Origin of the sequence: Skermanella sp. TT6, from assembly GCF_016653635.2 — a bacterium.
In the GTDB taxonomy this organism is placed as follows: domain Bacteria; phylum Pseudomonadota; class Alphaproteobacteria; order Azospirillales; family Azospirillaceae; genus Skermanella; species Skermanella cutis.
The window spans coordinates 49,278-74,807 of record NZ_CP067423.1 but is presented as its reverse complement, the minus strand read 5'-3'; the positions used below and the strand labels follow the sequence as shown (position 1 = coordinate 74,807).

21 protein-coding genes and 1 pseudogene are annotated in these 25,530 nt (G+C 59.5%); 2 read left to right on the top strand and 20 right to left on the bottom strand.

Going from position 1 to position 25,530, the window contains the following annotated elements:
* Positions 1–66: 66 nt before the first annotated feature.
* From IGS68_RS33985 to IGS68_RS33970, 4 genes are all read right to left on the bottom strand, one after another.
* Entirely contained in the window at positions 67–465 is a 399-nt protein-coding gene (locus IGS68_RS33985; RefSeq protein WP_154386601.1) for a DUF3085 domain-containing protein, read from the bottom strand.
* 12 nt (positions 466–477) lie between these two features.
* Positions 478–1,080: a DUF1419 domain-containing protein gene (locus IGS68_RS33980; protein ID WP_185910483.1), complete on the bottom strand. Its 603-nt coding sequence runs from the start codon at positions 1,078–1,080 to the stop codon at positions 478–480.
* Positions 1,081–1,195: 115 nt separating this feature from the next.
* Positions 1,196–2,188, bottom strand: coding sequence for a DUF3991 and toprim domain-containing protein (locus IGS68_RS33975; RefSeq protein ID WP_154386603.1), 993 nt, complete (start codon positions 2,186–2,188; stop codon positions 1,196–1,198).
* A 283-nt stretch (positions 2,189–2,471) separates the two neighbouring features.
* Positions 2,472–2,657 carry a hypothetical protein gene (locus tag IGS68_RS33970; protein ID WP_093037073.1) on the bottom strand — a complete coding sequence of 62 codons (186 nt, stop codon included), beginning with the start codon at positions 2,655–2,657 and terminating at the stop codon, positions 2,472–2,474.
* A 751-nt stretch (positions 2,658–3,408) separates the two neighbouring features.
* Between IGS68_RS33970 and IGS68_RS33965 the strand changes: the two genes are divergently transcribed.
* Complete coding sequence (locus IGS68_RS33965) at positions 3,409–3,984, top strand: SOS response-associated peptidase family protein (protein WP_093037070.1); 576 nt, start codon at positions 3,409–3,411, stop codon at positions 3,982–3,984.
* Between the two features lie 71 nt (positions 3,985–4,055).
* Here IGS68_RS33965 and panC read toward each other — a convergent pair whose 3' ends face one another.
* The 4 genes from panC to IGS68_RS33945 all read right to left on the bottom strand — a co-directional run bounded on the left by panC (position 4,056) and on the right by IGS68_RS33945 (position 7,736).
* The gene (gene panC, locus IGS68_RS33960) at positions 4,056–4,922 is read right to left on the bottom strand and encodes a pantoate--beta-alanine ligase (RefSeq protein WP_093037067.1); all 867 of its coding nucleotides are present in this window, start codon (positions 4,920–4,922) and stop codon (positions 4,056–4,058) included.
* Entirely contained in the window at positions 4,919–5,764 is an 846-nt protein-coding gene (gene panB / locus IGS68_RS33955; protein ID WP_093037064.1) for a 3-methyl-2-oxobutanoate hydroxymethyltransferase, read from the bottom strand. Before panB ends, panC begins: the two co-directional genes overlap by 4 nt.
* Positions 5,765–6,205: 441 nt before the next feature.
* Positions 6,206–6,466: an acyl-CoA thioesterase gene (locus IGS68_RS33950; protein ID WP_334155710.1), complete on the bottom strand. Its 261-nt coding sequence runs from the start codon at positions 6,464–6,466 to the stop codon at positions 6,206–6,208.
* Positions 6,467–6,575: 109 nt separating this feature from the next.
* Entirely contained in the window at positions 6,576–7,736 is a 1,161-nt protein-coding gene (locus IGS68_RS33945; RefSeq protein ID WP_093037061.1) for an iron-containing alcohol dehydrogenase, read from the bottom strand.
* Positions 7,737–7,786: 50 nt separating this feature from the next.
* Here IGS68_RS33945 and IGS68_RS36410 point away from each other — a divergent pair.
* Positions 7,787–7,921 (top strand): annotated as a pseudogene (locus IGS68_RS36410) (NrtR DNA-binding winged helix domain-containing protein); the annotation flags it as partial.
* A gap of 332 nt (positions 7,922–8,253) precedes the next feature.
* Here IGS68_RS36410 and IGS68_RS33935 read toward each other — a convergent pair.
* The 12 genes from IGS68_RS33935 to IGS68_RS33880 all read right to left on the bottom strand — a co-directional run bounded on the left by IGS68_RS33935 (position 8,254) and on the right by IGS68_RS33880 (position 25,412).
* Complete coding sequence (locus IGS68_RS33935) at positions 8,254–9,690, bottom strand: aldehyde dehydrogenase family protein (protein ID WP_093037055.1); 1,437 nt, start codon at positions 9,688–9,690, stop codon at positions 8,254–8,256.
* Between the two features lie 125 nt (positions 9,691–9,815).
* Entirely contained in the window at positions 9,816–11,330 is a 1,515-nt protein-coding gene (locus IGS68_RS33930; RefSeq protein WP_093037052.1) for a class I adenylate-forming enzyme family protein, read from the bottom strand.
* Positions 11,331–11,599: 269 nt separating this feature from the next.
* Positions 11,600–12,289, bottom strand: a complete 690-nt coding sequence (locus IGS68_RS33925) for a glutathione S-transferase N-terminal domain-containing protein (protein WP_093037049.1) — start codon at positions 12,287–12,289, stop codon at positions 11,600–11,602.
* A gap of 13 nt (positions 12,290–12,302) precedes the next feature.
* Positions 12,303–13,955, bottom strand: coding sequence for an FAD-binding oxidoreductase (locus tag IGS68_RS33920; protein ID WP_093037046.1), 1,653 nt, complete (start codon positions 13,953–13,955; stop codon positions 12,303–12,305).
* Between the two features lie 524 nt (positions 13,956–14,479).
* A complete protein-coding gene (gene istB / locus IGS68_RS33915) occupies positions 14,480–15,358 on the bottom strand; it encodes an IS21-like element helper ATPase IstB (protein WP_201083767.1) in 879 nt (292 codons plus the stop codon).
* Positions 15,355–16,629 (bottom strand): IS21 family transposase, encoded by a 1,275-nt coding sequence (istA, locus tag IGS68_RS33910; RefSeq protein ID WP_201083765.1) that lies wholly within the window; start codon positions 16,627–16,629, stop codon positions 15,355–15,357. Before istA ends, istB begins: the two co-directional genes overlap by 4 nt.
* A gap of 1,024 nt (positions 16,630–17,653) precedes the next feature.
* Positions 17,654–19,036, bottom strand: a complete 1,383-nt coding sequence (gorA, locus tag IGS68_RS33905) for a glutathione-disulfide reductase (protein ID WP_093037043.1) — start codon at positions 19,034–19,036, stop codon at positions 17,654–17,656.
* Positions 19,037–19,124: 88 nt separating this feature from the next.
* A complete protein-coding gene (locus IGS68_RS33900; RefSeq protein ID WP_093037040.1) occupies positions 19,125–20,774 on the bottom strand; it encodes a GMC family oxidoreductase in 1,650 nt (549 codons plus the stop codon).
* A 75-nt stretch (positions 20,775–20,849) separates the two neighbouring features.
* Positions 20,850–21,800 carry a carbohydrate ABC transporter permease gene (locus tag IGS68_RS33895; protein ID WP_201083763.1) on the bottom strand — a complete coding sequence of 317 codons (951 nt, stop codon included), beginning with the start codon at positions 21,798–21,800 and terminating at the stop codon, positions 20,850–20,852.
* A gap of 3 nt (positions 21,801–21,803) precedes the next feature.
* Positions 21,804–22,676: a carbohydrate ABC transporter permease gene (locus tag IGS68_RS33890; RefSeq protein ID WP_093037034.1), complete on the bottom strand. Its 873-nt coding sequence runs from the start codon at positions 22,674–22,676 to the stop codon at positions 21,804–21,806.
* A gap of 58 nt (positions 22,677–22,734) precedes the next feature.
* A complete protein-coding gene (locus tag IGS68_RS33885; RefSeq protein WP_201083761.1) occupies positions 22,735–24,084 on the bottom strand; it encodes an ABC transporter substrate-binding protein in 1,350 nt (449 codons plus the stop codon).
* 209 nt (positions 24,085–24,293) lie between these two features.
* Positions 24,294–25,412: an ABC transporter ATP-binding protein gene (locus tag IGS68_RS33880; protein ID WP_093037028.1), complete on the bottom strand. Its 1,119-nt coding sequence runs from the start codon at positions 25,410–25,412 to the stop codon at positions 24,294–24,296.
* Between the last annotated feature and the right edge of the window lie 118 nt (positions 25,413–25,530).

Here is a 25,530-nt window from a genome sequence, read left to right as displayed (position 1 = left end):
TGGCGAGCGCGATCACGCGACCCGCGTGTGCGGCCGCGCGAAACGCTGACGGGGTTGTGGGATGGGCTAGCGGGCGATCAGCGACAGCGAGACGTCCGTCTCGGTCAGTTGCACGCGCAGATGCGTGCAGCGCGTGTTCCGGTCGAACAGCGGGATCAGTCTTTCAGCGTCGAGGAACTCGATGCCGTCGTCACCACCAAAATGCCGGTTCTTGTAGTGCCACCAGTCGGGATTGCCGACCGGGTGGCATTCATCCGAATAGATCACGAGGGCGCGCTCACCCTCGGCGAGCTTGCCGTTGGAGAGGAGATAGACGCCCTGATCGCCGACCAGCCAAAGTCCCGGCTTTTCATCCTTACCGGGCTTGATGCCGTAGTAGGGATTGCGAAATCCCCCATTGACGGCGGCATCGGCGATGCCGCGCTCGATGACCTTGCGAACGCCGAGAATAGGAAATGTGAACATGACAGCCTCCGATCAGGCTGCAATCGCGGCGGGCAGGTAGCGGAGATGGACCGGCAGCTTGGCGCTGATCTCGGGGGCGGTCAGATCGTCCAGAAGCTTCAGGACCGTCCCTTGGCCGCCGCCATAGACCAGCACGGTTCGCTTGTCCTGGTCGGCCTCGGGCCACCGCTCACCCGCATAACCGCGATAGTCGGCATGGGTCGTGCTCCAGATATGGTCGAGCCGCTCCGCGCGCGTCATGGCACGGACGGGGCGGGATTCCCGCTCGATGATCACATCGCGCATGCGCTCGGCCGAACCCTTGGCCGACATATCGCAATAGGCGTGGAAGTAGCGTGGCCGCCCATCGATCGAGAGTGCGAAGAAGACGCTGGTGATCGAGCCGGTCATGAACTCGCGCATTGCGAACATGTCGCCGCGAATCCAGAGCGGCGGCAGGATCTCGAACATGTAGTCGTGCTCGGCCCGGCCGATCTCGAACCACTCGCCGTCATAGAGGCGGCCGGTGAGGCGTGCCTTGCTCATCGGCGCCGGGCCATGGCGATCGAACATATGGAACATCTGTTGGCGCGTGGCGACGCCCTCGAAGACCTTGCGGAAGGAAGTTTGGGTGATCATGGCGGCTCCTGTCGTCCGTCGGCATCAAGCGCGATCCTGTCCATCCGACCGGATCATCACCTTCATGCCTTCTCATCACCCATTCCCGCGGCCGCCTCTCCGGTCCGGCGGGTCAAGGGCCGGCGCCAGCCGGGCGCAGCTTCCCTTGACGCGACGGCCGGGCATGCGGCAGCGATTCCGCTCTGATATCCCCTTCCACTCCCGGGTTTCCTTTCCCCTGTCCTTTCAGATCGCTGTTCCAGTCCTGCGTGGATGGCCGCAGCCGCTCGTACCGGCACCCAGTCTCACGCACGATCTCCTGCAAACGACGGGCATAGATCTCGCCCTGCCGATCGTTGTCGGTGGCTGCGGCCATCAATATGTCGGGGTTCGAGGCGATCGACCGGATCGCGTTATCGCTGACGGGCGACCACCCGCCCCCGGTGCTGACGTAGAGGGTGTCGGCACGCATGCCCTCGAGTGCGGCAAGGCTCATGGCGTCGATCGCCGCCTCGGTGACGCAGAGCCGAAGCGCAGCCTCGTTGCCGAGACGGAACAGTTGCTTGCTGCCGCCGGTGGAGAAGCCGCGCCACTGGGGGCCGCGTTCTTCCCAACCGATCAGTTGCCTGGTTTGGTCGACATGCGCCGTCCAGATGCTGCCGCTCGGCCCCTCGCGCAGCAGGCCTTGTGCGATAGCGGCCTGCAGAATGGATACTGGGATCGCACGCTCATCTGCCAGATATCGCCAGGCGCGAGACCCGATGGTTGGAGGTCGTCGGCGCCGCCATCGGTCGGTGATCGAAAGTGGAATGCCTGTGCGCTTCGGGCAATTCCAGGACGGCGTGGCCGGAACATAGCCGACGAGACTGCGAACCGCCTCGACGGCCGCCGGAAAGGCGATACCGGCCAGGTGACCGGCGAGGGTGAAGACGTCGCCCTTGGCATCCGAGAGTGGATCGAACCAGCCCCTGCCATTGTGGATGACGATGATGATCTCGCCTGCCCCGCGCCGGTACTTCACGGCGCGTGTGGTGCTCTCCTTGACGTCCACCGTCCAGCCCTCGCGCTCGAGCACGGCGGCGCAGGGCACCTTGTCTCGCAATGTCTCGATTTCATGCTGCTCCATGGGTCAATCCCGCCGGCGCCGCGGGGCGTCCGGCCCTTTCCTTGTCCAGATCTGTTTGTCTACCTTTCCGGCAGGCCTCGAGGTCGGCCGCGAAGCCGGAAGGCCGCAGGGGCGCACCGGCTTGCCGGGGCGGCGCAGCCTCCCTTGCGGGCTTCCCGGCGCAAGCGGCAAAACCTCGTCCCAATAAGGGCTCGTGGCGTCCCGCCACCAGCAGGGAAAGGACGATGCGACGCGCAACCCGGCCTTCAGACGGCCGGGCGCTTGGCGCGCGAGGAAGGCCGGCTCAATGAGCCGGCCGACCGCCCTGGTAGGGATCGTATTCGAAGAGCGGCTCGATTTCGGCGTCGTCGAGTTCGTCGGCGGGCATGACGCCGTATTCGTCGTCGACCTTGAAGAGAATAACCGGCACCATCAGGGTGCGGGCGAGGTTCCAGGCATGGTTCTGTGCGAGTGAAAGATCGTGCGACATTGAAGGGCTCCGTCCATGGGCGGGGCCGATCCCCGCTCTGGTGCCCGTCGGGTCCGGGGCCCGGCCGCAATCACCGCGCAGGCGAAGCCGCAGCGGCCGCACGCTCGCGTAGCGGACCCCTTGTGGGTTGATTGGAGGAGGACGGACCTGGACCAGGAAGCCAGCACAGCAAGCGGGGGCGGACCTGCGCGTGGATGGATCCGCACCCAGTCGCATCCTTCCCGGTAGCAGAGAGCCATTGCAGAGACCGGGCTTGACGTGCCCTCAGTATTGTCGCGGCGACCCGCCTCTTCGTGTCATGGCTCAGGATCCGAATGAACTCGATGACGAAGTTCGTGATCGACAATCGACCGGACGACGTCGATATCCATCTCGGCCGACGGTTCTATCCGCGCCACCTCGGCAGCTACCTTTGCCCAGTGGAGGAACTGGCCGTCTTCGATCGCGCGGGATGTTGCGGCAAGCCGTTGTGCCTCATAATAGGCAGTCGGGCCGTGGAGACGGACGAGGCGCCTGGCGTCTTCCCGCCATCGGCGACGGATCGCACGCCGCCTCTCTACCCACGCCAAAATCGCCCTCAGCATCTCAGAAGCACTCCCCCCAACTGCACGAATGCCCCTGCCCGCGTCAGGGATGGACGCCCGGAGGGTGAAGACCCGCACCGCGGGGCTTCAGCTTCGCCGACAGTCCGGTTCCGGAGGAAGACGCCCCACCCCTCGAAAGATTTTGAAGTTCACGCTATCCTTACCGGATGTGCAATGCCTATGAGCAACACGTTCGCTGGGTTGAATACTGCCAGATGATGCAGGCGTTGGAGCTGGAGATACCAACGCAACAGACAGAACTCGATCTGCCCCAGGCGGACGATATCAGGATCAACGATATGGGACCGGTCATGCGTGCGGCCGGCGACATGATCGAACTCGTCCAGATGAACTTCAGCTTCCCGCCATCGGGGCCCAGGGGTGGGCCGGTCTTCAATTTTAGATCGGAAGGGCGAGACTTCGCCGACAGCAAGCGCTGCCTGATCCCGGCATCGGGATTCTACGAATTCACCGGCAAGAAGTACCCCAAAACCAAACATCGCTTCAGCCTGATCGGAGCCCCCTTCATGGCCATCGCCGGGCTATGGCGTGAGGCCCAGGGCAATCACCCAGCCTCCTTCACGATGCTGACGACGAGTCCAGGGCCGGACGTCGCGCCCTACCATGATCGTCAGGTGGTCGTGCTCCAGCCAGATAACTGGGCGGACTGGCTCCGTTTAACCAAGCCGCAGGGCGAACTGCTCAAGCCCACCGGCCGAGGCCTTCCCTGCAATTGCAGTTAATTTGAGAATCCCGCAGCCCATATTCTCATGATTAAATGGTCAACCCGAACCAAACCGGCGCATTCTTTCGGTTAACTGCTAAGCGACAGCAGGGGAACAACTTCGACATTGTCGATCAGTCGTGTGTTGCCGAGCCAGGCGGCCACCAGCAGACGCGCGGGACAGTAAAGTGCGTTCAAAGGCCGAAGATCGGCGTCTGCTCGCAATTCCAGATATTCCACCTCCCGGTAGCCTGCCGAAAGGATGGCAGCGCGCGCCTCAGCCAGTGTCAGGCTGACCGGCGCTCCGTTGGCGATCTGTCCGGCTGCTGTGTGCAGAATCGACGCGAGCTTCGGTGCAGCCAGTCGCTCCGCCAGTGAGAGCCGGACGTTGCGCGAAGAGAGCGCCAGCCCGTCTTCTTCGCGGACTGTCGGACAGCCGATGACGGTGATCGGAATGTCCAGATCCCGCGCCATGCGGCGAACCACATGAAGCTGCTGGAAATCCTTCTCGCCGAAAAACGCGAGATCGGCTCCGGTCTGCAGGAACAGTTTGGCGACGACGGTGGCGACGCCATCGAAATGACCCGGCCGAAACGCGCCGCACAGGCCCTCGCTGACGCCGCCGACCGAAACCGCGGTGGCAAAACCCTCCGGATAGATTTCAGCAGCGTCCGGCGCGTAAAGCAGATGCGCACCCAGTGGCGCCAGCTTTGCAGCGTCCTCCACCTCGGTACGCGGATAGGCGGCAAGATCGGCTGCGCTGTTGAACTGCTTTGGATTGACGAACAGCGTCACGATCACCCGGTCGGCCTTTTCGAGCGCGGCACGCACCAGGCTGAGATGCCCTTCATGCAAGGCACCCATAGTGGGCACCACAGCAATGCTGGCTGCTTCGCGACGCCATCCCGCAACGATCGTGCGAAGATCCGCCACGGCCCTGACAATCGGAACATTCATGCCGCTTCTCCACCCTTGATCGTTTTGGGCTGATCGCGAAAGACATGCTCTGCACCTGGAAAGCGCCGCTCGCGCACTTCGTTTGCGTAGGCTGCGATCGCGGCTTGTGCCCGCTCCCCGAGTTCAGCGTAGCGCTTGACGAATTTCGGCCGGAAGTCCGTGAACATGCCAAGCATGTCGTCGACCACCAGGATTTGGCCGTCACAGGCTGACGAGGCGCCGATACCGATGGTGGGGATGGCAATGTCGGCGGTAATCCTGCGAGCGAGCGCTTCCGGCACCTTCTCCAGCACAACGGCAAACGCGCCGGCTTTTGAAACCGCGTCGGCATCGCGCAAGATGCGTTCCGCATCGTTGCCACGCCCCTGCACCTTGTAGCCGCCAAAAGTATTGACTGCCTGTGGTGTCAGGCCGACATGCGCCATCACCGGAATGCCGCGCGCGACCAGGAACTGGATCGTCTCCGCCATACTCTCGCCGCCCTCGAGCTTGACGGCGGCGCAGCCGGTCTCGGCCATCAGCCGGGCGGCATTGCGAAAGGCCTGTTCGGGCCCTTCCTCATAGGACCCGAACGGCATGTCCACAACCATCAGTGCCCGCTCGATGCCACGGCGCACCGCTTGTGCGTGCATGATCATCATGTCGAGCGTGACGCCCAGCGTGGACGGCAAGCCGTGCAGCACCATGCCAACGCTGTCACCGACAAGCACGATATCGCAGGTGGTATCGACAAGCCTCGCCATCGGTGTCGTGTAGGCAGTGAGACAAACCAGCGGCGTCCCACCCTTGTGTGACACGATATCGGGGGGCGTCAGGGCCTTCACTTCACCTGTCGCGCTCATGGCATTCCTTCCCTTACGTTAACCGCCTGAGGGCGTTTGGCACAATTTTGTGCAGATGCGAAGAACAAAAACTTCATGTCGCCGGAGACGTTGACGGCTGGTCGGGGGCAGTCCACGTTCGTCGGAAGTTGAACCAATCAGCCTCGACGGAGGCTTCGGACACAAGCCGTACGCAATGGAAGATACTCCCTCCAAAAACACTGAGGAGAACCAGAAAACGGGACCAGGGCCACGAAGTGAACGTGGATCTGATTGCGGTGCTTGTTCTGACCCCTACAACAGCGCCATTCCGGGTAAACTGGAGCGTGGGGTAGCTTCTGCGATTGCTGGGCCCGGGGACGGCAAGCAGACTGATTGCTGACAAGCTGACGGCGTCTTGGAGATGTCTCCCTGGTGCCGGTATTCTGACCGCACAGTGAGGAGCGTTGCCGACCTCCTTCCCTAGCTAGACGTGGACGAAGAAGCCTTCAGCGCGGCGATCTCTTCTTCATTCCGAAACAGGGCAACCTCATAGCGAACGGAGGACGTTCCGAGCCTGGCGACGCGGATACCGGCCGTTACCTTATCGGGGAAAGCAAGTTCAGAAAAATAGCGGCACCCGGTTTCGACGACGAGCCCAATCTGGTCGCCGCCATGGATGTCCAGCAGGCCCTCGCCGATCAGCCAGCCATTCACCGCAGTGTCGAACAGCGAATAATGCACCGCATTTGTTCATGTCACCATAGATGTCGTTATCCATCCAGCCGTGGTGATTGTGCGAAACGCGTTGTAGGCATTGCGCGACGTGGGTGAAGACCGCTCGCTCATCGTCTCACCATGCCGCGCGATAGATGGCGAGCGCATCCGGCTCCGAGACATTGCGCGGATTGTTGACCAACAACCGCTGCTGCTTCATCGCATCCGCCGCCATCTTTTTCAGATGCTCTTCGCCGATGCCGACATCCCGCAGGCGCGGCTGCAGGCCAAGTCTTTTCGATAGCGAGGCCAGTTCCTCAATGAACGCCGCGCAGCGCCCCTGCACACCTTCCTCTTGTGCGAGACGTGGGAAAGCGTCCGTGGCGATCTCGGCGTAGAGATGGGCGGCGTCGGGCGCGTTGAAGCACAGGACATGCGGCAGGACAAGTGCGTTCGAGAGGCCGTGCGGGACATGGAACGTCCCCCCGATCGGATAGGCAAGCGCGTGGACGGCGGCCACCGGCGAATTGGCGAAGGCTTGACCGGCGAGCATGGAGCCGAGCAACATCGCCCCCCTCGCCTCGACATCCTTACCGTCAAGCACCGCTTTTTCGATGCTGGCGCCGATGAGTTGCAGGGCCTGTCTGGCCAGCATCTTCGACAGCGGATTGTTGTTGGCGTTCTTCGAGGCATAGGCTTCGATTGCGTGCACCATCGCGTCGACGCCGGTGGCTGCGGTGATTGCCGGCGGCAGGCCCAGCGTTAGTTCCGGATCGAGCACCGCAATGTCCGGCAGGATGATAGCGCTGGACACGCCGCGCTTCTCCTCGTCACCGACGGTAATGATTGAAACCGGGGTGACTTCCGAGCCTGTTCCTGCCGTGGTGGGCGCCAGCACCAGAGGCAGGCGCGGTCCCTTCGCCTGCGCCACGCCCCAGGCGCCGTCGATGTCTTCGCCGGAGCCGAGAAGAAGTGCGGCCACTTTCGCCACGTCGAGCGACGAGCCGCCGCCGAAGCCTGCGACGCCGGTCGCGCCGGCTGAACGACCATTTTCCACCGCCTTCATCACGGTCGCCAGCGAAGGATCGGCTTCAACGGAATCGAAAATCGCAACCGACGCTCCGACGCTTTCCAGTGAGGCGATGGCTGCGTCGCACAGGCCGAGTTTGCGCAGGCCGGGATCGGTCACGAACAGCACCGTCGGGCCCAGCCGTTTGCCTGCGATCGCGCCGAAGCGCTTGGCCGAACCGGCTTCGAAGACGATCGAGGGGGTCGTATTGAAGGTGAAGGCTTGCATCGGGCGAATTCCTCTAGAGTCAGACGGCCGGAACGACTGGCTTTTCGACCAGATCACGCGTGTTCAAACTGATGCCGCCGCAGTTTACGCTGCTGCAGTTGCAGCAGCGCGCGGTGGAGGCGCATGCCGGCCGTCTGGTCCACAAGCAGAATTTTCGCCGGCTGATCGAACAGCAGGAACTGGTGGTTGATCCGCTATCACGGCTTCCTAGGAGGCCCGTGGGAACATCTCTTGCTCTAGTTCAGGCGCCGACCTCGTAGTATCGCAGAGTGCATTATTTGGCAGATCCCGAGCATGCTTCGACCTCACGAAGCGTTCCGGCTGCACGAGCTGCTTCTTCCCTGAGTAATTGGCGCCGCCAGTACCTGCCTGGCAATCGCGGCAGGTGTTATTCGACTCTCGCGCGGCCGAGCGAGGCAAGGTCGCCCCGGCGGGATCGTTCCAGCGGCCTGCGCCATGGGCGAAGCCGTCACGGCGCGGGCACCTCGGGGCTGGTAAGCGGACCGGCATTAGCCCGTCAGGCCAGCGTATAGGCCGTTTTGACGGTCGTGTAGAACTCGGCGGCGTAGCGGCCCTGTTCGCGAGGGCCGAAGCTCGATGCCTTGCGGCCGCCGAACGGCACATGGAAGTCGACGCCGCCAGTGGGCAGATTGACAAAAATCATGCCGGCGTCGGCATTGCGCTTATAGTGCGTCGCATGTTTCAGGCTGGCCGTGCAGATCCCCGAGGACAGGCCGAATGCCGTATCGTTCGCGGTCTCCAGCGCCTCTTCATAATTCTTGACACGAATTACCGCCGCGACGGGACCAAAAATCTCTTCGCGGCTGATGCGCATATTATTGGTTGCCTCGGTGAACAAGGCAGGCTGCAAGAAGAAGCCGGGCGTCTCACGGTTCAGCCTTTCGCCTCCACACACCAGCTTAGCGCCCTCCTCACGGCCAATGGCGATATACTTCTCGTCCTGACTGAGTTGGTTCTCGTCCACCACCGGACCGATCTGCGTTCCCGGCTTGAGCGCGTCGTCGACGACGAGGCTCCTAAGCTTTTCGGTAACTGCCGAGACAAAACGATCGTGGATGCCTTCGGTGACGATCAGCCGTGAGGAAGCCGTGCAGCGCTGGCCAGTTAAGAAGTATGCACCGTTGACGGCGCAGTCGACCGCCACGTTGAGGTCCGCATCATCGAGCACGACCAGCGGATTCTTACCGCCCATCTCGAGTTGGAACTTCCTGCCGTGTTCGACGCAGGAGGCCGCCACACGCCGGCCGGTCTCCACTGAGCCTGTGAAGCTTATCGCATCTACGTCGGGGCTATCGAGCATGGTCTGGCCGACGACCGAACCACGGCCCATTACGAGATTGAGTACGCCCTTTGGCAGCCCGGCGCGGTGGAGAATGTCAACCAGCTCCCAAGCGCAGCCAGGGGTGAGATCAGCCGGCTTGAATACCACAGTGTTGCCGTAGCAGAGCGCCGGCGCAATTTTCCACGCCGGAATGGCGATTGGGAAGTTCCACGGCGTGATGATAGCGATCACGCCGACCGGCTCACGCGTCACATCCACCACGACACCCCGACGCACAGAGGGCAACGTTTCGCCGGCCAGCCGTAGCGTTTCGCCCGCGAAGTAATCGAAAACCTGGGCCGCACGAATCGTTTCGCCGACTGCTTCGGCCAACGATTTGCCTTCCTCGCGCGACAAAAGTCGGCCGAGTTCGTCCTTGCGGGCGAGAATTTCGTCTGCCGCCTTGCGCAACACCGCGTGACGCTCCAAAGGGCTCGTGCGCGACCATGTCGGGAACGTACGTTTAGCGGCGGCGATCGCGGCTTGGGAGTCAGCTCGAGTAGCACGCGCATAGGTGCCGACGACTTCGTTGGTGTTGGAGGGGTTAATGTTCGGCGCGGCTTCGCCTTCGACCCAAGCTCCATCGATCAGGTTAGCATGCAAGGTTGTCATGGCGAGGCGGGTTCTCCATATCGAGTTTTTTGCGGGATTGCGGACCTTGTCGGAGATACTATATGGGTCGGACTCATGGTCCAGAGCGCTTCGGAAGGAAGTGTCGAACCGACAGCTCAAACTATCTAGAGATATTTCTTCAAGTCGTTCTTCTTTATCTTTCCATTCGGAGCGACCGGCAAATCGTGCATAACGATAATCTGTTGCGGCAGCTTATACTGGGCAAGGCGGCTCTTCAGAAAGGACTTAATCTCATCCACCTCGCACTGCCGTTCAGGCAACATTTCAACGAAGGCAATAATTTCCTCATTTCCCTCAACAGGACGTCCGAGCACGGCGGAATTTAGAATGCTGGGATGTGCATTCAGGGCGGCTTCGACTTCCGGAGGATAGACATTGAAGCCGGAGCGAATGATCAATTCCTTTGATCGGCCTTGAATAACCAGTTCGCCGCGTTCGTTGCGACTGACGATATCGCCTGTGTGAAGATAGCCATCCTCGTCGATAACTTCGGCGGTCGCTTTCGGCTGGCGATAGTATCCCAACATCACATTGGGGCCCCGGACCAGCAATTCTCCCGGCTTTCCCTCTGGGACATCGAGACCGTCAGGCCCGACGATCCGGATCTCGACCCCTTCTATCGGTGGACCAATATGGATGTCGTCGGTGCCAATCGAATAGTGAGACCGGCTGATCGTCGGCGACGTTTCAGTCAATCCGTATCCGTTCTGTAAGACCACGCCGAACAGCCGTTCGACATTTTTACGCAGTGACAGGTCGAGCGGCGCGGTGCCCGTGTAGACGTACCGGAGGTTATTTGGCGTGAGCTTTTCGCCCGTCTGTTCAACATGTGCCACCACCCGTGTCAGCATGGCTGGAACGGCGTTGAAAACCGTCAACTCTCCGCTGCGAACAGCATCTAGGGCCTCCTGTAGTGAAAATCGTGGCATAATTTTCATACGCGCGCCAGCGTACAACATGCCTTGCATCAACACGAGCCCGTACGAATGAGATATCGGCATGACACACAGGGCGACATCATCGGGAGCGAGAGACTGTGTTCGTCTTCCCCTGCTTGAGACGAAAATCAAATTGCGATGGCTAAGCATGACGCCCTTAGGGCGCCCCGTGGTCCCGGTAGTATAGATCAGAACGGCGACTTGCTCTGCGGATCCTTCGTGAACTTCTTCCGGCTGGCTGTTCTCATTTAACGGACCAACCGTTACGGCGCCGATATCAGTAAAGAGCCGAACATCAGCATTGCCGTCGTCCGCATTTTGTGCAGACAAGTTGGAATCGGTGCGAAATATACGCCGCGGCTGGCAATCCTCTTCAATAAGGGCAAGTTCATGCTTGCTGAGCCGGGCATTCGCTAGCACCGCCCATGCATCCAACCGGCTTGCTGCATACATTAGAACCACAGCCCTGATCGAGTTTTCGCAGATGATCATCACCCGATCACCCTGCCGAACCCCGAGTTGTCGCATTTCATCAGAGACAGCTGCGACCGTGTCGATCAGCCGGCGGAAGGACCAATCAATCCCGTTTTCATCTGTAAAGGCGATACGGGAGTCGCCGAACGTTGCCCCTTCCTCCAAGATCATATGAATGCGACGAGGCAGCTCGGCCAAAAAATCCATCTCAATTTCCCCAAATCCTGATAGCCTGCGCGGCAATTGGTATATCCAATTTGGTCATCCAATTTACTGGCTGTCAAGTAGATAGTGGATCCATCAGCCGAGTTCGTGGTCACGTATTGGGCGATTTCAAACGGCATTTCGGCCGCGCAAAATTTCCAAGATCCTGCGCCAGCCCCATAGGGACCGCCCTGCATCAACTGCCCCTACGCGGCCTCAGGCGCGACGAATAGACCGCCGCGCCTGAGGCCTGGGAGGATTTTGTGTGATTGTTACGAACTGCCGTTCTTTCCGAACATATTCTTCCAAGCGTCGGTGCCCGGCTTCGCTTCCCACTGCTTGCTGTCGGACAATGTGTCTATGCCCGCACGAACCCCCGGACGGTCTTTGATCGCCTGGTACCAACGATCAATGTTCGGGTACTCCGACAGGTCGCGTCGATGCAATTTCCGCGTGCGAACCCAAGGGAATGTGCTGATGTCAGCGATAGAATACTCGCCGGCGAGATATTCATATTCGGCAAGGCGCTTCTCGAGAATGTTGTATATTCGACCAACTTCCCGGTCGTAACGTTCGATGGCGTAATCGATCTTCTCAGTCGCATACACCATGAAATGATGTGCTTGGCCCAGCATTGGGCCCATCGTGGTATTCTGAAACACAAGCCACTTTAGCGTATCGTATCGTTTTTCCGGGTCCTGAGAAAGGAACTTTCCGGACTTTTCCGCAAGATAGAGTAGAACAACCGCCGATTCAAAAACAGCGTAAGGCTTGTTGTGCGGGCCATCGTGGTCAACGATGGCCGGCACTTTGTTGTTTGGATTGATCTTCAGGAATTCCGGCTCAAATTGCTTTCCTGCGGTTATATCAACCGGAATAACACGGTACTCCAAGTCCAGCTCTGCAAGCATTATAGCGGCTTTATACCCGTTGGGGGTTGGCCAGAAGTATAGATCAATCATCGCTGAAGAACCCCTATCCGACGATCTTGAGCCCTGTGGGCTTGTCGACGATCAGCCCAGGATTCAACATCCACTTCGGGTCCAGCTCGGTCTTGGCGGCTGCCAGCACACGGCGGAACAACGGATCGACTTCTTTGTCGTACCAAGGACGGAACGATTTGCCGACAGCATGATGGTGCGTGATGGTGGCGCCGAGCTCTATTAGGGCGTCCGACGCCACGTCGTGGAGCATCGAATAGGCTTCGAGGCTGTTGGCATGTGTCGAAGGAGCCATGATCGAGTAGTATGGAGCCGGACCGTCCGGATACAGGAAGGAGAACCTGCGGCAGACGATGCCACCGCCAAGATGTTCCTTCTGGGCCGTTCGCACGCGACGCATGATCTCGGTATCGACTTCTTCGAACCGATCCCAAGTATAGGCGGTTTCGAACGTGAAGCTCACGATTCCCATCGCAGCGCGCGTATGCATCAGCCGGGGCAGATACCTGAACTGGTGCCGCCAGTTACCCTGCGGCCCGCTGCGGCTGGTTTCCAGCGCGTTGTCTGCTGTTCCCGCGCGCTGCTTCACGACGCCACCGAAGTCCTTGCAGATTTCGAGACCACGCTCCAGCCATGCGTCCACCGGATGGTCGGCGGATTCGAAGCCCAGCAGCAAGACGGAATCGGTGCCGTCTCCAGCGCCGTAGAATTTGGCGTCCTGCTCGTCGAGATAGCGAGCGTTCGCCGGGAACAGTCCCGCTTGGGTGATTTGACGGACGGCCTTGGCACCCTCATAGAACGACTTGAAGGAGATCGATGCATTCGCACGGAATTTCACACGCCCCTGCAGACGCATCCATGCATCAGTGATGATGCCCATCGTGCCTTCAGACCCGATGAACATGCGATCCGGATTTGGTCCCGCACCTGAGGCAGGCAGCCGGCGATTCTGGATCGTCCCCGCTGGCGTGACGACGCGCAGGCTTTCCACCATGTCGTCGATATGCGTGAGATGGGTCGCATAGTGACCGGACGACCGGGTTGCGATCCAGCCGCCCAGCGATGAGAATTCCCACGATTGCGGAATATGGCGCAGGGTGAGGCCGTGCGGCTTCAGTTGTTCTTCCAGAGCCGGCCCGAGAATGCCTGCCTGGATCCGCGCGCAGCGTGACACAGGGTCGATTTCGAGAATCTGGTTGAGGTTGCCCAGGTCAATAACGACCACGCCGGGAAAGGCGTCGCGCTCGGGACCCCAGAAGCCTCCTGTGACGCTCGATCCACCGCCATACGGTATGCATGCATAGCCGTTTTCGCCACACCAGTCGAAGATGGCGGCAATATCTTCTTCGTCGCGCGGATAGGCCACGACGTCCGGAGCCTTCTTGAAATCGCGCCGGTAGATAAGGGTCATGTCCTTAAAACCCTTACCGTAGGTATGGACAACTCTGTCCCACTTTTCCGTGGTGCAGAAATCTTCCAGCGTTCGCGGGATCTTTATGCGCGACGGATAAAGTTCAATCTCATCAAGGGTCGGGTCCGAGAGAACTTCGATATCCTTAATCCCAAGCCGCTGCTCCACGCGGTCTCGCATGGTACGGATTTCGTCCTGGGAGTTATCTTCACCTTCATATCCCCACGACCAGAATTTCCTTCGCGTGCCATAGTAGCCGCTCTTTTCCTTCGCCACGGCGCTTCCTCCTTCGAGATTTTCGACGTCCAACCATCCAGGTGCGCATCGTTTGGGAAAACATCGCGATCTGGTTTGACCAATTTGGCATATCCAGTTTTCTCAGTCAATGGCTCTCGGAGCAGATCACGCTCCGAACTGCGCCACCGCTATAGTCGCGACCTCGCTTAAGGTCGCCATTGGGGGCGCACACGCTTCCACCGCCATGGCCGTGATCGGGCCAATTCCCGGCGTGGTCCGAAGGTGGGTGTATCCTCCCCGCGTGGGGCTTCACGGCGAAGGATTTCTCCAGCTCTCCAATCTTCGCGGCTCAACCGGTCGACCTGCTCGAGGTACGCGACCAAGGTCGAGGACCAGTTGGGGCATCGCTGGTTCGGCGGCATCAATCGCGGCAGCTAAGGTTTTCAGGTGAGCCGGACCTTGTGGTGCGATGATGCCGCGTTCGGCAAGATGCCCGCGCTGTAAAGGGCGGATGAAGCTTCCCCAGATCGGGCGGGTGAATAATCCCCAGTCGGTTTGTCAGGTTATAGGTCGGTGTCTGGCTGGGTAGAGGTCATTTTCGGTGGTCGTCCCCGGCGGCGTGGTTGAGGTTGAGGGGTAGTGATGGATCGGGTTCGAGTGTTGTCCGGGATCAGGTCGGCGTGGCGGCGGAGCCGGTAGCTGGCTCCCTCGATCTGAACGACAACGGCATGGTGTAGCAGGCGGTCCAGCAGCGCGGTGGCGACGACGGTGCCGCCGAAGACATCGCCCCATTCGGCAAAGCCGCGGTTCGAGGTCAGGATCATCGCGCCGCGTTCGTAACGGGCATTTACCAGCTGGAAGAATAGGTTGCCGCCCCCCGGGATGACGGGCAGATAGCCGATCTCATCGACGATCAGCAACTGGGGCCGGCACAGAAAACGCAGGCGTTCGCGCAGGGTGCCTTCCCGCTCCGCCTTGGCGAGCGAACTGACGATGTCGGCCAGGGTGGCGAAGTAGACCGAACGACCGGACTTGACCGCCTCGACACCGAGGGCCAGCGCCAGATGGGTTTTGCCGCAGCCGGGTTGACCGAGGAAATGGACCGCCTCGTGGCGATCGACGAAGTCGAGCTGGGCCAGCGCCATGATGCGGTCGCGGTCAAGCGAGGGCTGGAAGGAGAAGTCGAACCCGCCCAGGGTCTTGATGTTGATCAGCCGGCCCATCTTCAGCGCGGACCTGACGCGTCGCCCCTCCCGCAGGGTCAGTTCCTCGCCGAGCAGGGTGTCGATGGCCTCCAGGGCCGAGATCTCGCCGCGTTCGATCCGCCGCAGGATATGCTCCAGCACTTCGAGCGCGCGCGGCATGTTGAGACCGACCAGGTGAGCGCGGATGCGGTCGAGCGTGGCGGGGCTGGCCGCCGGATCGAGGGTGGTTGCGGTCATGGGACACCCTGCTGGCTGGCGAGACGGCGGCCGATCGCGTCGTAGATGGCCAGCGAACGGGGTGTCACCGTGCTGCCCCGAGGCTCGGGCCTGGCCTCCTCCCGGGCCGTCCTGCTGTTGGCCGGCGGCGGCTGGGTGCGGTGACCGGGAGCGATCCGGCGCTGGCCGCGGCCTTCCTGTGCCGGATGGGAGGCGATGAGGATGCCGTCCTCCAGGATGTTGACCGCGCCGGCGGTAATCTGCACCTCGACGGTCCGCCGGCGGGTGCTGTCGGGCACGGAGTAGAGATTGCCGGCGACGGAGACCATGCCGTCGCGGGTGATGCGGCGCTCGAGTGCCAGCACGGTGTTGAAGGGACCGGCCGGGAGGGCCTTGAGGTGATCGCGCTCCTCGGCGAAATGCTCGACGACGACACGCTGGGTGGTGGCGTGCAGGCGAACGTTGGCGACCTGGTCCAGCCACTGGACGAACTGGGCGTTCAGGTCGTCCAGATTGCGGAAGGTGCGGGCGAGGAAGAAGTCCTCCCGGACATAGCGGAAGGGCCGCTCCACCTTGCCCTTGGTCTGTGCCCGGTAGGGCCTGCAGGCCTTCGGCAGGAAACCGTAGCAGGCGGCCAGATCGAGGAGCTTGGCATTGTAGGCGATCCCCTTGGCCGGCTGGTCGGGGTCCTCGACGTCACCGAGCACGGCGGTCTTCATGCGGTCATAAAGGATCTGCTCGGGCACGCCGCCGAACGCCTCGAAGGCGGCGATGTGGCACCGGAGCACGGTCGGCAGATCCTGGCGGGCGACGAAGCGGGCCCACATCATGCGGCTGTGGCCGAGCACGATCGAGAACAGCCAGACGATCCGCTCGACGTCGGGCTGGTCGGTGAACACGGTCTTGAAGAAGGCGAAATCGACCTGGGCCTGCTTGCCGGGCGGTGTCTCGAACCGGCGCTCGAACTGTGTCTCGGGCCTGGGCCGGACGGTACGCAGGAAATCCTTCAGCACGGTATAGCCGCCCTGGTAGCCGAGCGCGCGGATGTCCCGGAGCAGACGTCGGCCGCTGAGTTCCGGGAAGGCCTGGAGGCGCTCCCGCAGATAGGGTTCAAAGGGGCCGACAAGGGTCTGTCGCGGGGGCCGCGGCGTGTAGGCGGGCGGCTCCAGCCCCTTGGCGATGTACTTTCGGATGGTCTTGCGGTCCAGGCCGGTCCGGCGCGCGATTGCCGACACGCTCAGCCCCTGGCGGGCGAGATCGAGAATCATGACGAGTTCCCCAAGTGTGACCACCCACGCCCTCCCTCAATCGACTGAGGGGATTATGGGCCAAGGGCGGCTACACGGTTCCGAGGCGCCTGCTCCGGAGCCGTGCCGTTGCGTCAGCCTGGGGAAAGTTCATCCGCCCGATCTGAGGAGTATTCACCCGGCACTTACACGCGCAAAGCGTCGATCAGCTGCGTCCGCTGGCGCACCTGCACCGACCAGACCAGATACGCCAGCTGAACGTACTCAAGCATCCCTTCGGGCGTGACGGTTTATGTTGCGAGCACGCCGGTCGACTTCCGCAAAGGGGCCGCGCTGTCGGTGAAGGCGGCCTGAATAGAAGCGGCCAATAACTAAAGGAGGTCCCACCCCGCCAATTGCAGCCAATGGCAGGAGATGGCGAAACGGTCACCCCGTCGCTTCCAGAACCTGATGTGTGGACCGGCATGGCGTTAACCAATGTCATCGGGGCTTTGAGGTGGAAGCGGCGAAAACCCATCAACCCATCGAGGCTCGCGGCGAAGACGTTGTCCAGCCGCATCACGCAGCCGGATATACATCAGCAGTTGTGACCATCGATCCTGATCCAGCCGACTGTTGCAATTGGGCGGGGTCCATATACATCCGCACATGGAGCCTCCGAGATCCTGTGGCTATTCAGAGTGCTGCGGTTGACTCAGAGCACTTCGATTAGGAAATGCGTGGCTCGACAGAGGCATGTGCTAATATGTCCTCGTGAATGCTGATCGACATAAATTGCTGATAAATCGACGAATTGTTCTCACGAGTGAAAATGGATGAGTTGAAGGCTGCTGGAAGTTGCCAGCAGCTGAGACGTCCAAATAGCTTATCGCAACGCCTTCGAATCCATCGTTGACTATTATCCACACGCGGTTAGAGGGGCTGTTCATGTGATTAGCCGTTATTAGCTTTCATGGTAGCAAAGATGAGAGCTGCGAGCACCCCTAAGACCGAAGTTCGACCGCCTCAGCATGGTCTTCCCAGCGCATTGAGGTGAAGCAAGAAGAGTCCGACTGACTACACAAATGCATTATCGAACGCAGCGCTTGGTCGGTGTCCGCATCGTGACAAGTTCTTCCGCCGCTGTTGGATGAAGAGCCATTGTTGCATCAAAGTCCTCCTTTACGGCTTTCATTCTTATCGCAATCGCAACTGCCTGGATGATCTCCGCCGCGCCTGATCCGACAATATGGCAGCCGACAACCCTCCCGGAATCTGCATCTACGACGAGCTTCATCATCATTCGTTCGGAGCTGTGGGAGAGGGCGACCTTCATGGGCCGAAAATCCGTTTTGTAGATGTCCACCCTTTCAAACAGGGCACAGGCTTGTGCCTCTGATAGCCCAACGGATCCGACTTCCGGACGCGAGAAAACCGCAGTCGGGATATCCGCATAGTCGACCTGCGTGGGACGCTCGCCAAATACCGAATCTGCAAAGGCCTGGCCCTCGCGCACCGCTACAGGGGTAAGGTTTACGCGGTTTGTCACGTCGCCGACCGCGTAGATATGGGGCACATTGGTCTGCGAGTTCTCGTTGACCGCGACGCCGCCGCTGTCAGGGCTTAGCGCAACGCCAGAATTCTGGAGATTTAGGTCCTGCGTGTTGGGCTTTCGTCCAATCGCAAACATGACTTGGTCTGCGACGAGCTGTTCAGCGTTTGAAAGACTAGCTTTCAATAGCCCGCTGCTTTCGTCAATCCTGTCAACCCTGTTGATCCAGCAGGAGGTGACGACCAGAATTCCCTGCTCCTCCAGAGCACGACGAACATGTGCCCTTACGTCTTCATCAAAACCGCGCAGGATGTTGTCGCTGCGACAAACCAAGGTCACTTTCGAACCGAGACCGGCGAATATGCATGCGAACTCAACCGCAATGTAGCCCCCTCCTTGAATTAGGATCCGCTGCGGCAGTTCACGAAGCTCAAAGACCTTGTCGGACGAGATGACATGCTCGATGCCAGGTATTGCCTCCCCGTGGTTCGGCGTGCTGCCAGTGGCAATAAGTATATTTCGAGCGCGCACCGTCTCCCCATTGGCAAGACGCAAGGTGCGTGCGTCTTGGAACGTTGCGCGCTCTTTCACTAGGCGCGCTCCCGAACGTTCGATCGTCGACGTATATGCCATCTCGAGACGGGCGACTTCCCTGTTTCTGTTTGCCGTCAATACTCCCCAATCGAATTTTGCTGGGGGGACCGACCATCCGAAGCCAGCCGCGTTCCCGATCTCTTTCTGGAGATCTGAAGCGTAGACCATAAGCTTTTTTGGTACGCAGCCACGGATAACGCAGGTGCCGCCGACCCGATCTCCTTCAGCAACGATGACCTTGGCTCCATAGCTAGCAGCGACCCGTGCGGCGCGGACCCCGCCTGAACCACCACCAATTACTGCCAAGTCAACATCAAAATCGGCCATCGTACCCTGCGAGTTCAAAAAATTTGCGAAAACAGCCTGGGCGCTTTTCGCACCGCTACAGCGTTCCTCGGACGATAAACGGAGGCTTTCAGGAGGAGGGCGCGTGGCGCCCGTGCGCAAGCATCTCCCCAGCGATCGGGTGATCACGCGAAACGCTTTCGCCGTGGATGAGTTCGTCAGCGATTTTTTCGGCGATCGCCATAATCGGCAGGTTCGTATTGCCGCTTAGAAGCGTTGGCATCACCGAACCGTCGATCACCCGTACACCATCAACACCGCGGACTTTCATGCTCGGGTCCACGACCGATGCATCGTCAGCGCCCATGCGACAGGTCCCTACGGGGTGATACACCGTCTCGGCCCGCGCTCGCAGGAAAGCCTCCTGCTCGGAGAGATTGCCGAACACTTCCGCATCCAACGGACGTTTTATGAAGTTCTTGAGTGGTCCGCGCATCATCATATCGCACATATCGCGCGTGCCATCTCTCAGGCTCTCGAGGTCTGCACGTTCGGAAGCAAGACGCGGGTCGATCGCCGGTGGAACGGCGGGGTCTCCGCTTCGCAATCTTACCGTACCGCGACTTTGTGGCCTGAGCTGACATACGCGAACAGCGAAACCGTGAGCGATACGCTCGCCGGCCGGCGGATTGCGGAGGACGTTGGCAAAGTGTGCCTGCCACTCCGGCAACGGAGATGATCGGTCAGGGCCCCAAAACGCTCCCGCCTCCACGGCCTGCGAAGCGGCCGGACCATCGCCTTTGAGAATATACCGAGCGCCGGCCATGCCGCCCCTCAGGAGGCCCATATAGGGGGTCAACGTCGTCGGTTGCGATGACTCGAAGCGAACCGCGAGGTCCAGGTGGTCCTGAAGATTCTCGCCCACGCCCGGAAGATCGTGAACGGGTTTGATGCCGAAAGACTTCATATGATCAGCAGGCCCAATACCAGACAGCATCAAAAGCTGCGGCGATCCGATCGCGCCTGCCGTCAGCAGAACCTCTCGATCGCAGTTGATCGTCTTCTCGCGGCCGTTCTGGACCAGGACGATGCCACGGGCACCACCTCTTTCAACGTTAATGCGACGAACATGACTATTGGAGAGGATGGTGAGGTTCGGGCGTCCCTTGGCGCGTTCCAGGTACTTGAATGAGCCGGACCGCTTTCCATTTGCTATCGTAAGTTCGTAGAAACCTGCGCCTATCTGCGAGGGTCCATTGAATCCATGGTTCTCTGGTAAACCGGCGGCGAGGAGGCTGTCGACAAACGCCTGGGCGGTCGGGCGCCGTGGCCCGTAGGAAAGCTTAATGGGCCCGGTGTGCCCACGCGTTCCATTATCAGGTTCAGCGACCAGGCTCGCATCCTCAATCCTGCGCAAATAGGGGAGCATCGCGGCAAAGCTCCACTGAGGCATGCCCCGAGACGCCCACGAATCGTAGTCCCACGGGTTGCAGCGCATAGCGATCATGGAATTGATCGATGACGACCCTCCTATGACCTTCCCTCTGGGGATATAGATCCGGCGATTGTCTAGATGTTGCTGCGGCTCAGTCCAAAACCGCCAGTTGTATCGACCGCTCGTATAGAGAACCTTGATTCCGGCGGGCATATCGACAAACATCGACTTCCCCCCGCCCGCCTCAATCAGCAATACGCTCACATTAGCGTCTTCACTCAGGCGAGTTGCCAGAACACATCCGGCCGAACCTGCACCAACGATAATATAGTCGTAGCTCGCCATAAACCTTCTCCCGATGGTGATGCTTTTGGAATCCAGATCAAAACGCGACCGATCTTCCGCCGCTTTTTGACGGGATCATCCCTTCTCCGCACCCGCTGACAGCCCGGCGACGAAGTACCGATAGCAAAAGATAAATATTACAAACAAAGGCAGAGCTATCAGCGAAGCGCCGGCCAAGACTTCACCCCAACGCAAATCATGCGCGCCGAGCAACGACTGCAGAGCAACGGGGAGCGTCTTTCTTTGGTCGCTCATAATAAGTATCAGCGCGAACACATAGTCGGCCCAAGAGAGAAGGAACGAGAAGATGGCGACAGTGATGAGCCCGGGAGCGGACAATGGCAAGACGACCTTGATGAACGCTTCGAACTGAGAACAGCCGTCAACCATCGCAGCCTCCTCAAGGTCAAACGGCATTGACTTGAAGAAACCCCAGAGCAACCACACCGCCAGCGGCAGCGAAATTGCGAGATGGGCGATCAACAGCCCCCACAGTGTGTCGGTGAGGCCGATCGTTCGGAAAGCTGCCGCCATTGGGATGGCCAGCATGAGGGGTGGGAACATGTAGGCAAAAAGCATCGATGCAACGAGCATAGTCTTGCCCCGAAAGCGCAGCCGGGTGGCGCCGTAAGCGACAAATGCCGACAGCACGAGGGAGACGGTAATCGTCGCAACCGCCATCAGAGCGCTGTTCAGAAAATTGACGATATAATTCGTCTGCCGGAAGAGGGAGACGTAAGACGTCAGGTCCGGCGGCCAGAAAACGAGAGATGTATCGAGAAAAAGGCGTTCCGCGGGCCTTAGGCTCGAAATGATCATCCAGTATATCGGAAAGAGTGAATAAAGACAGATAACGAGTACGGTTGCATAAAGGGCAATTTTTGCCGATAGCTTTTTGAATGGTTTCCAGAAAGTGCTTTCCTGAACCTTGCTCCCGTGTTGCAGCGACGATCTCGGACGAATCGGTTCGCGCTCAGGTATCTGGCGACTGGAATCAACGGGCAATCGCTCTACATGGCTCTTCATTTCTTATCGCCCTTGCTTTGCATCATCGATGGGGAACAGGCGCAGATAGATGAGAATGACGCCTGAGAGCAGGAGGAAGGAGATCGTTGCCACAGCGGCGCCCCCGCCCAGGTTGTACTCAATAAACGACTTCCGATAGGCTAAGGTAGGCAAGGTCTCTGTCTGGTTGAGCGGCCCGCCTTTTGTCAAAAGCCATATCAGATCGAACTTGTTGAACATCCAGATGCCACGCAGAAGGATGACCACGATCAGAACCGAGCGTAAGCCTGGTATCGTGATGTGCCAGAATTGCGTCCAAGCACCGGCGCCATCGACGCGAGCAGCTTCGTAAAGTTGCGTTGGGATCGTCTGCAAACCAGCTAGAACGCAGGTTACGACAAAAGGTGTCCACAACCACACACTGACGAGTATGATTGTGCCTTTGGCCGTGAAGGCATGAGAACTCCAATCGAGCATTCCAACACCGATGGATGCCAGAGCGGTCTTTACCAATCCGTAGTTTGGCTCGAGAATCCATTGGGCCACTAGGCAGGCGACAACTGTCGGCAGGAAGTAGGGAAGAATAGCGATCGAACGTGCAATGGTCTGGCCAACAAAGCGCTTGTTAAGCACCATCGCTATTCCAACGCCCAGAACTACCTGCAGGACAATCGACGAAAGCGCGATTGTGAGGCCGTTCGTCAACGAATTCCAGAAAAGAGGATCTTGCAATACCTTGATGTAGTTGCTCAGGCCGACCCACTCGGGTTCGCTCATAAACGAACGGGCCGAATAGAATGATAGCATAACCGCGTAAATCAACGGGCCGCCAATAATAAATGCGAGCAAGGAGATACTGCCAATAAACAATGCAACAATTCGCCGGTCCTGAACCATAAGAATCATCCCTTGAACGAACGATCGGGGCGGCAGCGGAGGCCGCCCCGATCTGCAGTTAGATGACGGAGCGAATGCGTTGCGCAGTCGCGGCGACGCAATCAGCCGACGAGGCGTTGCCGAGGACTTTCTGCTGGAGCATTTCCGGCATGACATTCGCGATGAATACGTTACAAGCACGCATGTCGATCGAAGGACCGATGGTGTCGATTGCCATGATCTTGATGTTGTCGCCTTCAATGTAGGACTTCATCGTCATCATCGTATTCCAATGCTTCTTGATCATGGGATGGCTCTTCCAACGCTCGTTCTCATAGATGTCCAGGCGCGCCGGATGGTTGTTCATCCATGCTGAAAGCAGCCAATCGACGTAATGCTCTTCTGCAAACCACTGAAGGAACTTAATCGCCTCCTCGCTTTGGTTCGACTTCCCTACGCAGAAGCCGTCAAAAGCATATGAAAGTGCCTTTTGACCGGTACTACCAGGCGAGGGGAATATTCCGTACTTATCGGCGAGTTCTGGGTTAGTCGCTTCAAGCGCTTCGACCAACCGACCAGAATAGACACTGTGTGCCGCCTTTCCGGTGGCGAAGAGACTCATTAGTTGAGCATAACTCACGGCGTTCATGCCGGGCGGCATCGTCTTGTACAACTCGCCGTAGAAATCCAAGAAGCGCGTGGCACGATCAGCGTTCTCGCCCTGGTCGAAAACGACATTCCAGTCTTTGTCAAAGAGCTCCGCGCCTTCGGCGAACATATTGCCGAAGCTCGCCCAGTTGGTCGAGCTGTCGCTTGCAAGAGGTATGACACAGCCGCCGACGTCAACATTTCCACCATTAACGACTGTAAGCGCTTGGCAGTTCTTCAAGAAGTCGTCCCACGTCTCCGGTATCTTCAGACCTTTCTGGGCATAGAGGTCTTTCCGGTAATAATTTACGACGAGGTTGTAATCGAACGGATAGTACCAGTTCTCACCTTGATACTCCCATGCGGCCTTCTTGCCCCAGTCATACTTTTTGACCAGGTCGGTCACCGGGACGATGGCGCCGGCGTGAATATACTCCAAGATTCCAGCGATGAACCCGGAAGTCATGATGTCATAGGGCTGGCCGGCAGCGACCGCCGCCATCACTTTTTGCATCGTGCCGCTAATGGGGCTCGAATCGACGATTATCTTGACGCCGAATTTGCTTTCGTAGTCGTCGCACGCTTTTTTCAGGGCTGCCTGACTAGCGACCGAAGTTTCGTTGTTGAGAAACCGAAGCGTGACGCCGGACTGGGCCCGCACCACCGCAGGCGCCGCGAGGCTTGCTGCTCCGACGGCGGCAGCGGATTTAAGAAAGTTGCGGCGGGTCATGCCGGACAAGCCTACCGCCATTCTCACTCTACCTGGAATGTAAATGCTCATTTCCTGCTCCTCCCTTGTTAACTTGTCAGTTCAAGCCAAATGCCAAGAATTAACGTCGCCGGTATCGAGTATAGCGTTGACCCTCCTTTATGACGCTCCAGAGGTGCTATCGTTAGGACGCGACACAGAGCTCCTACTGAAGTCCGGTGACGCCCTCCACGGTCCAGGGGCGCAGTATCAGCCTGACCCGCCGCTCTCGCAGGGGGCCATTACGCATTTTCCATTACGCCGATTTTGCCGCCCGTTTGCGCCATCCGCAGCGACGCACCGCTAATGGAGTCGAACAGGTGAAGCCGCTCACTCGGGAAGGCGATAGGGAGTTTGTCACCGGCGCGGATTTCATCACGACGCTGGAGGACGGCACGCATCTTATGGCCGGCCAGCGTGCCCATGAGATAAGTCTGCGCTCCGATCTGCTCGACCAAGTTCACGGTCATCTCAAGCGGCGAGCCGTTAGAGATGACGAGGTGCTCGGGCCGGATTCCAAGCGTCACGTTCTGTCCGCTCCTGGCGAAGGTCTTTTCTGGTATGCCTACCGAAAGGTCTCCCGATCGCACCTCGAGCCGCCCGCTTGCGTCGGACAACTGCCCGTCGATCAGGTTCATTTCGGGCGAACCGATAAACCCGGCTACGAACGTGTTTGCAGGCCGATCGTAGAGTTCGAGAGGCTTCCCAGCCTGTTGGATCAGGCCATCGCGCATGATCACGATACGGTCTCCAAGCGTCATTGCTTCGACCTGGTCATGTGTCACGAAGATCATCGTTGCCCCGAGACGGGCATGGAGCGTCGCGATTTCTTCCCGCATCTTGACGCGCAGCTTCGCATCCAGATTGGAAAGCGGCTCGTCCAGAAGGAAAACATCGGGGTCCCGCACGAGCGCACGCCCGAGTGCCACACGCTGCATCTGCCCGCCCGACAGCTGTCGCGGTTTGCGGTGGAGCAGGGATTCGAGGTCTAGGCTGGCCGCTGCAGCCCTCACGCGCCGGTCGATCTCCTGCTTCGCTTCACCGCGCACCCGTAGGCCGAACGCCATGTTGTCGTAGACCGACTTCTGCGGATACAGCGCATAGTTCTGAAAGACCATCGCAACATTGCGATCTTTCGGTGGCAGACCGGTGACATCCCGCCCGCCGATCGTGATGGTGCCCGACGTGGTGTCGTCGAGGCCAGCGATCATCCGCAGTGTCGTCGATTTTCCGCATCCCGAAGGACCGACAAAAACAACGAGCTCGCCGTCTTCTACCTCTAGGGAGAATTTATTAACGGCCCAAGGGCCCTGGTCGCCACCAAACGACTTGGAGACATTTTGGAGCGATATTCGCGCCATGCAGCAAAACCTCCCTAAACGTGATCCCCAGTGCGGGCATCGCAGGCCGCCCTCCCGGCGGCCTTGTTGTAGACCAATTTGGATAGACCAGATTCGCAGTTTCGTCAATGTCTGCGAC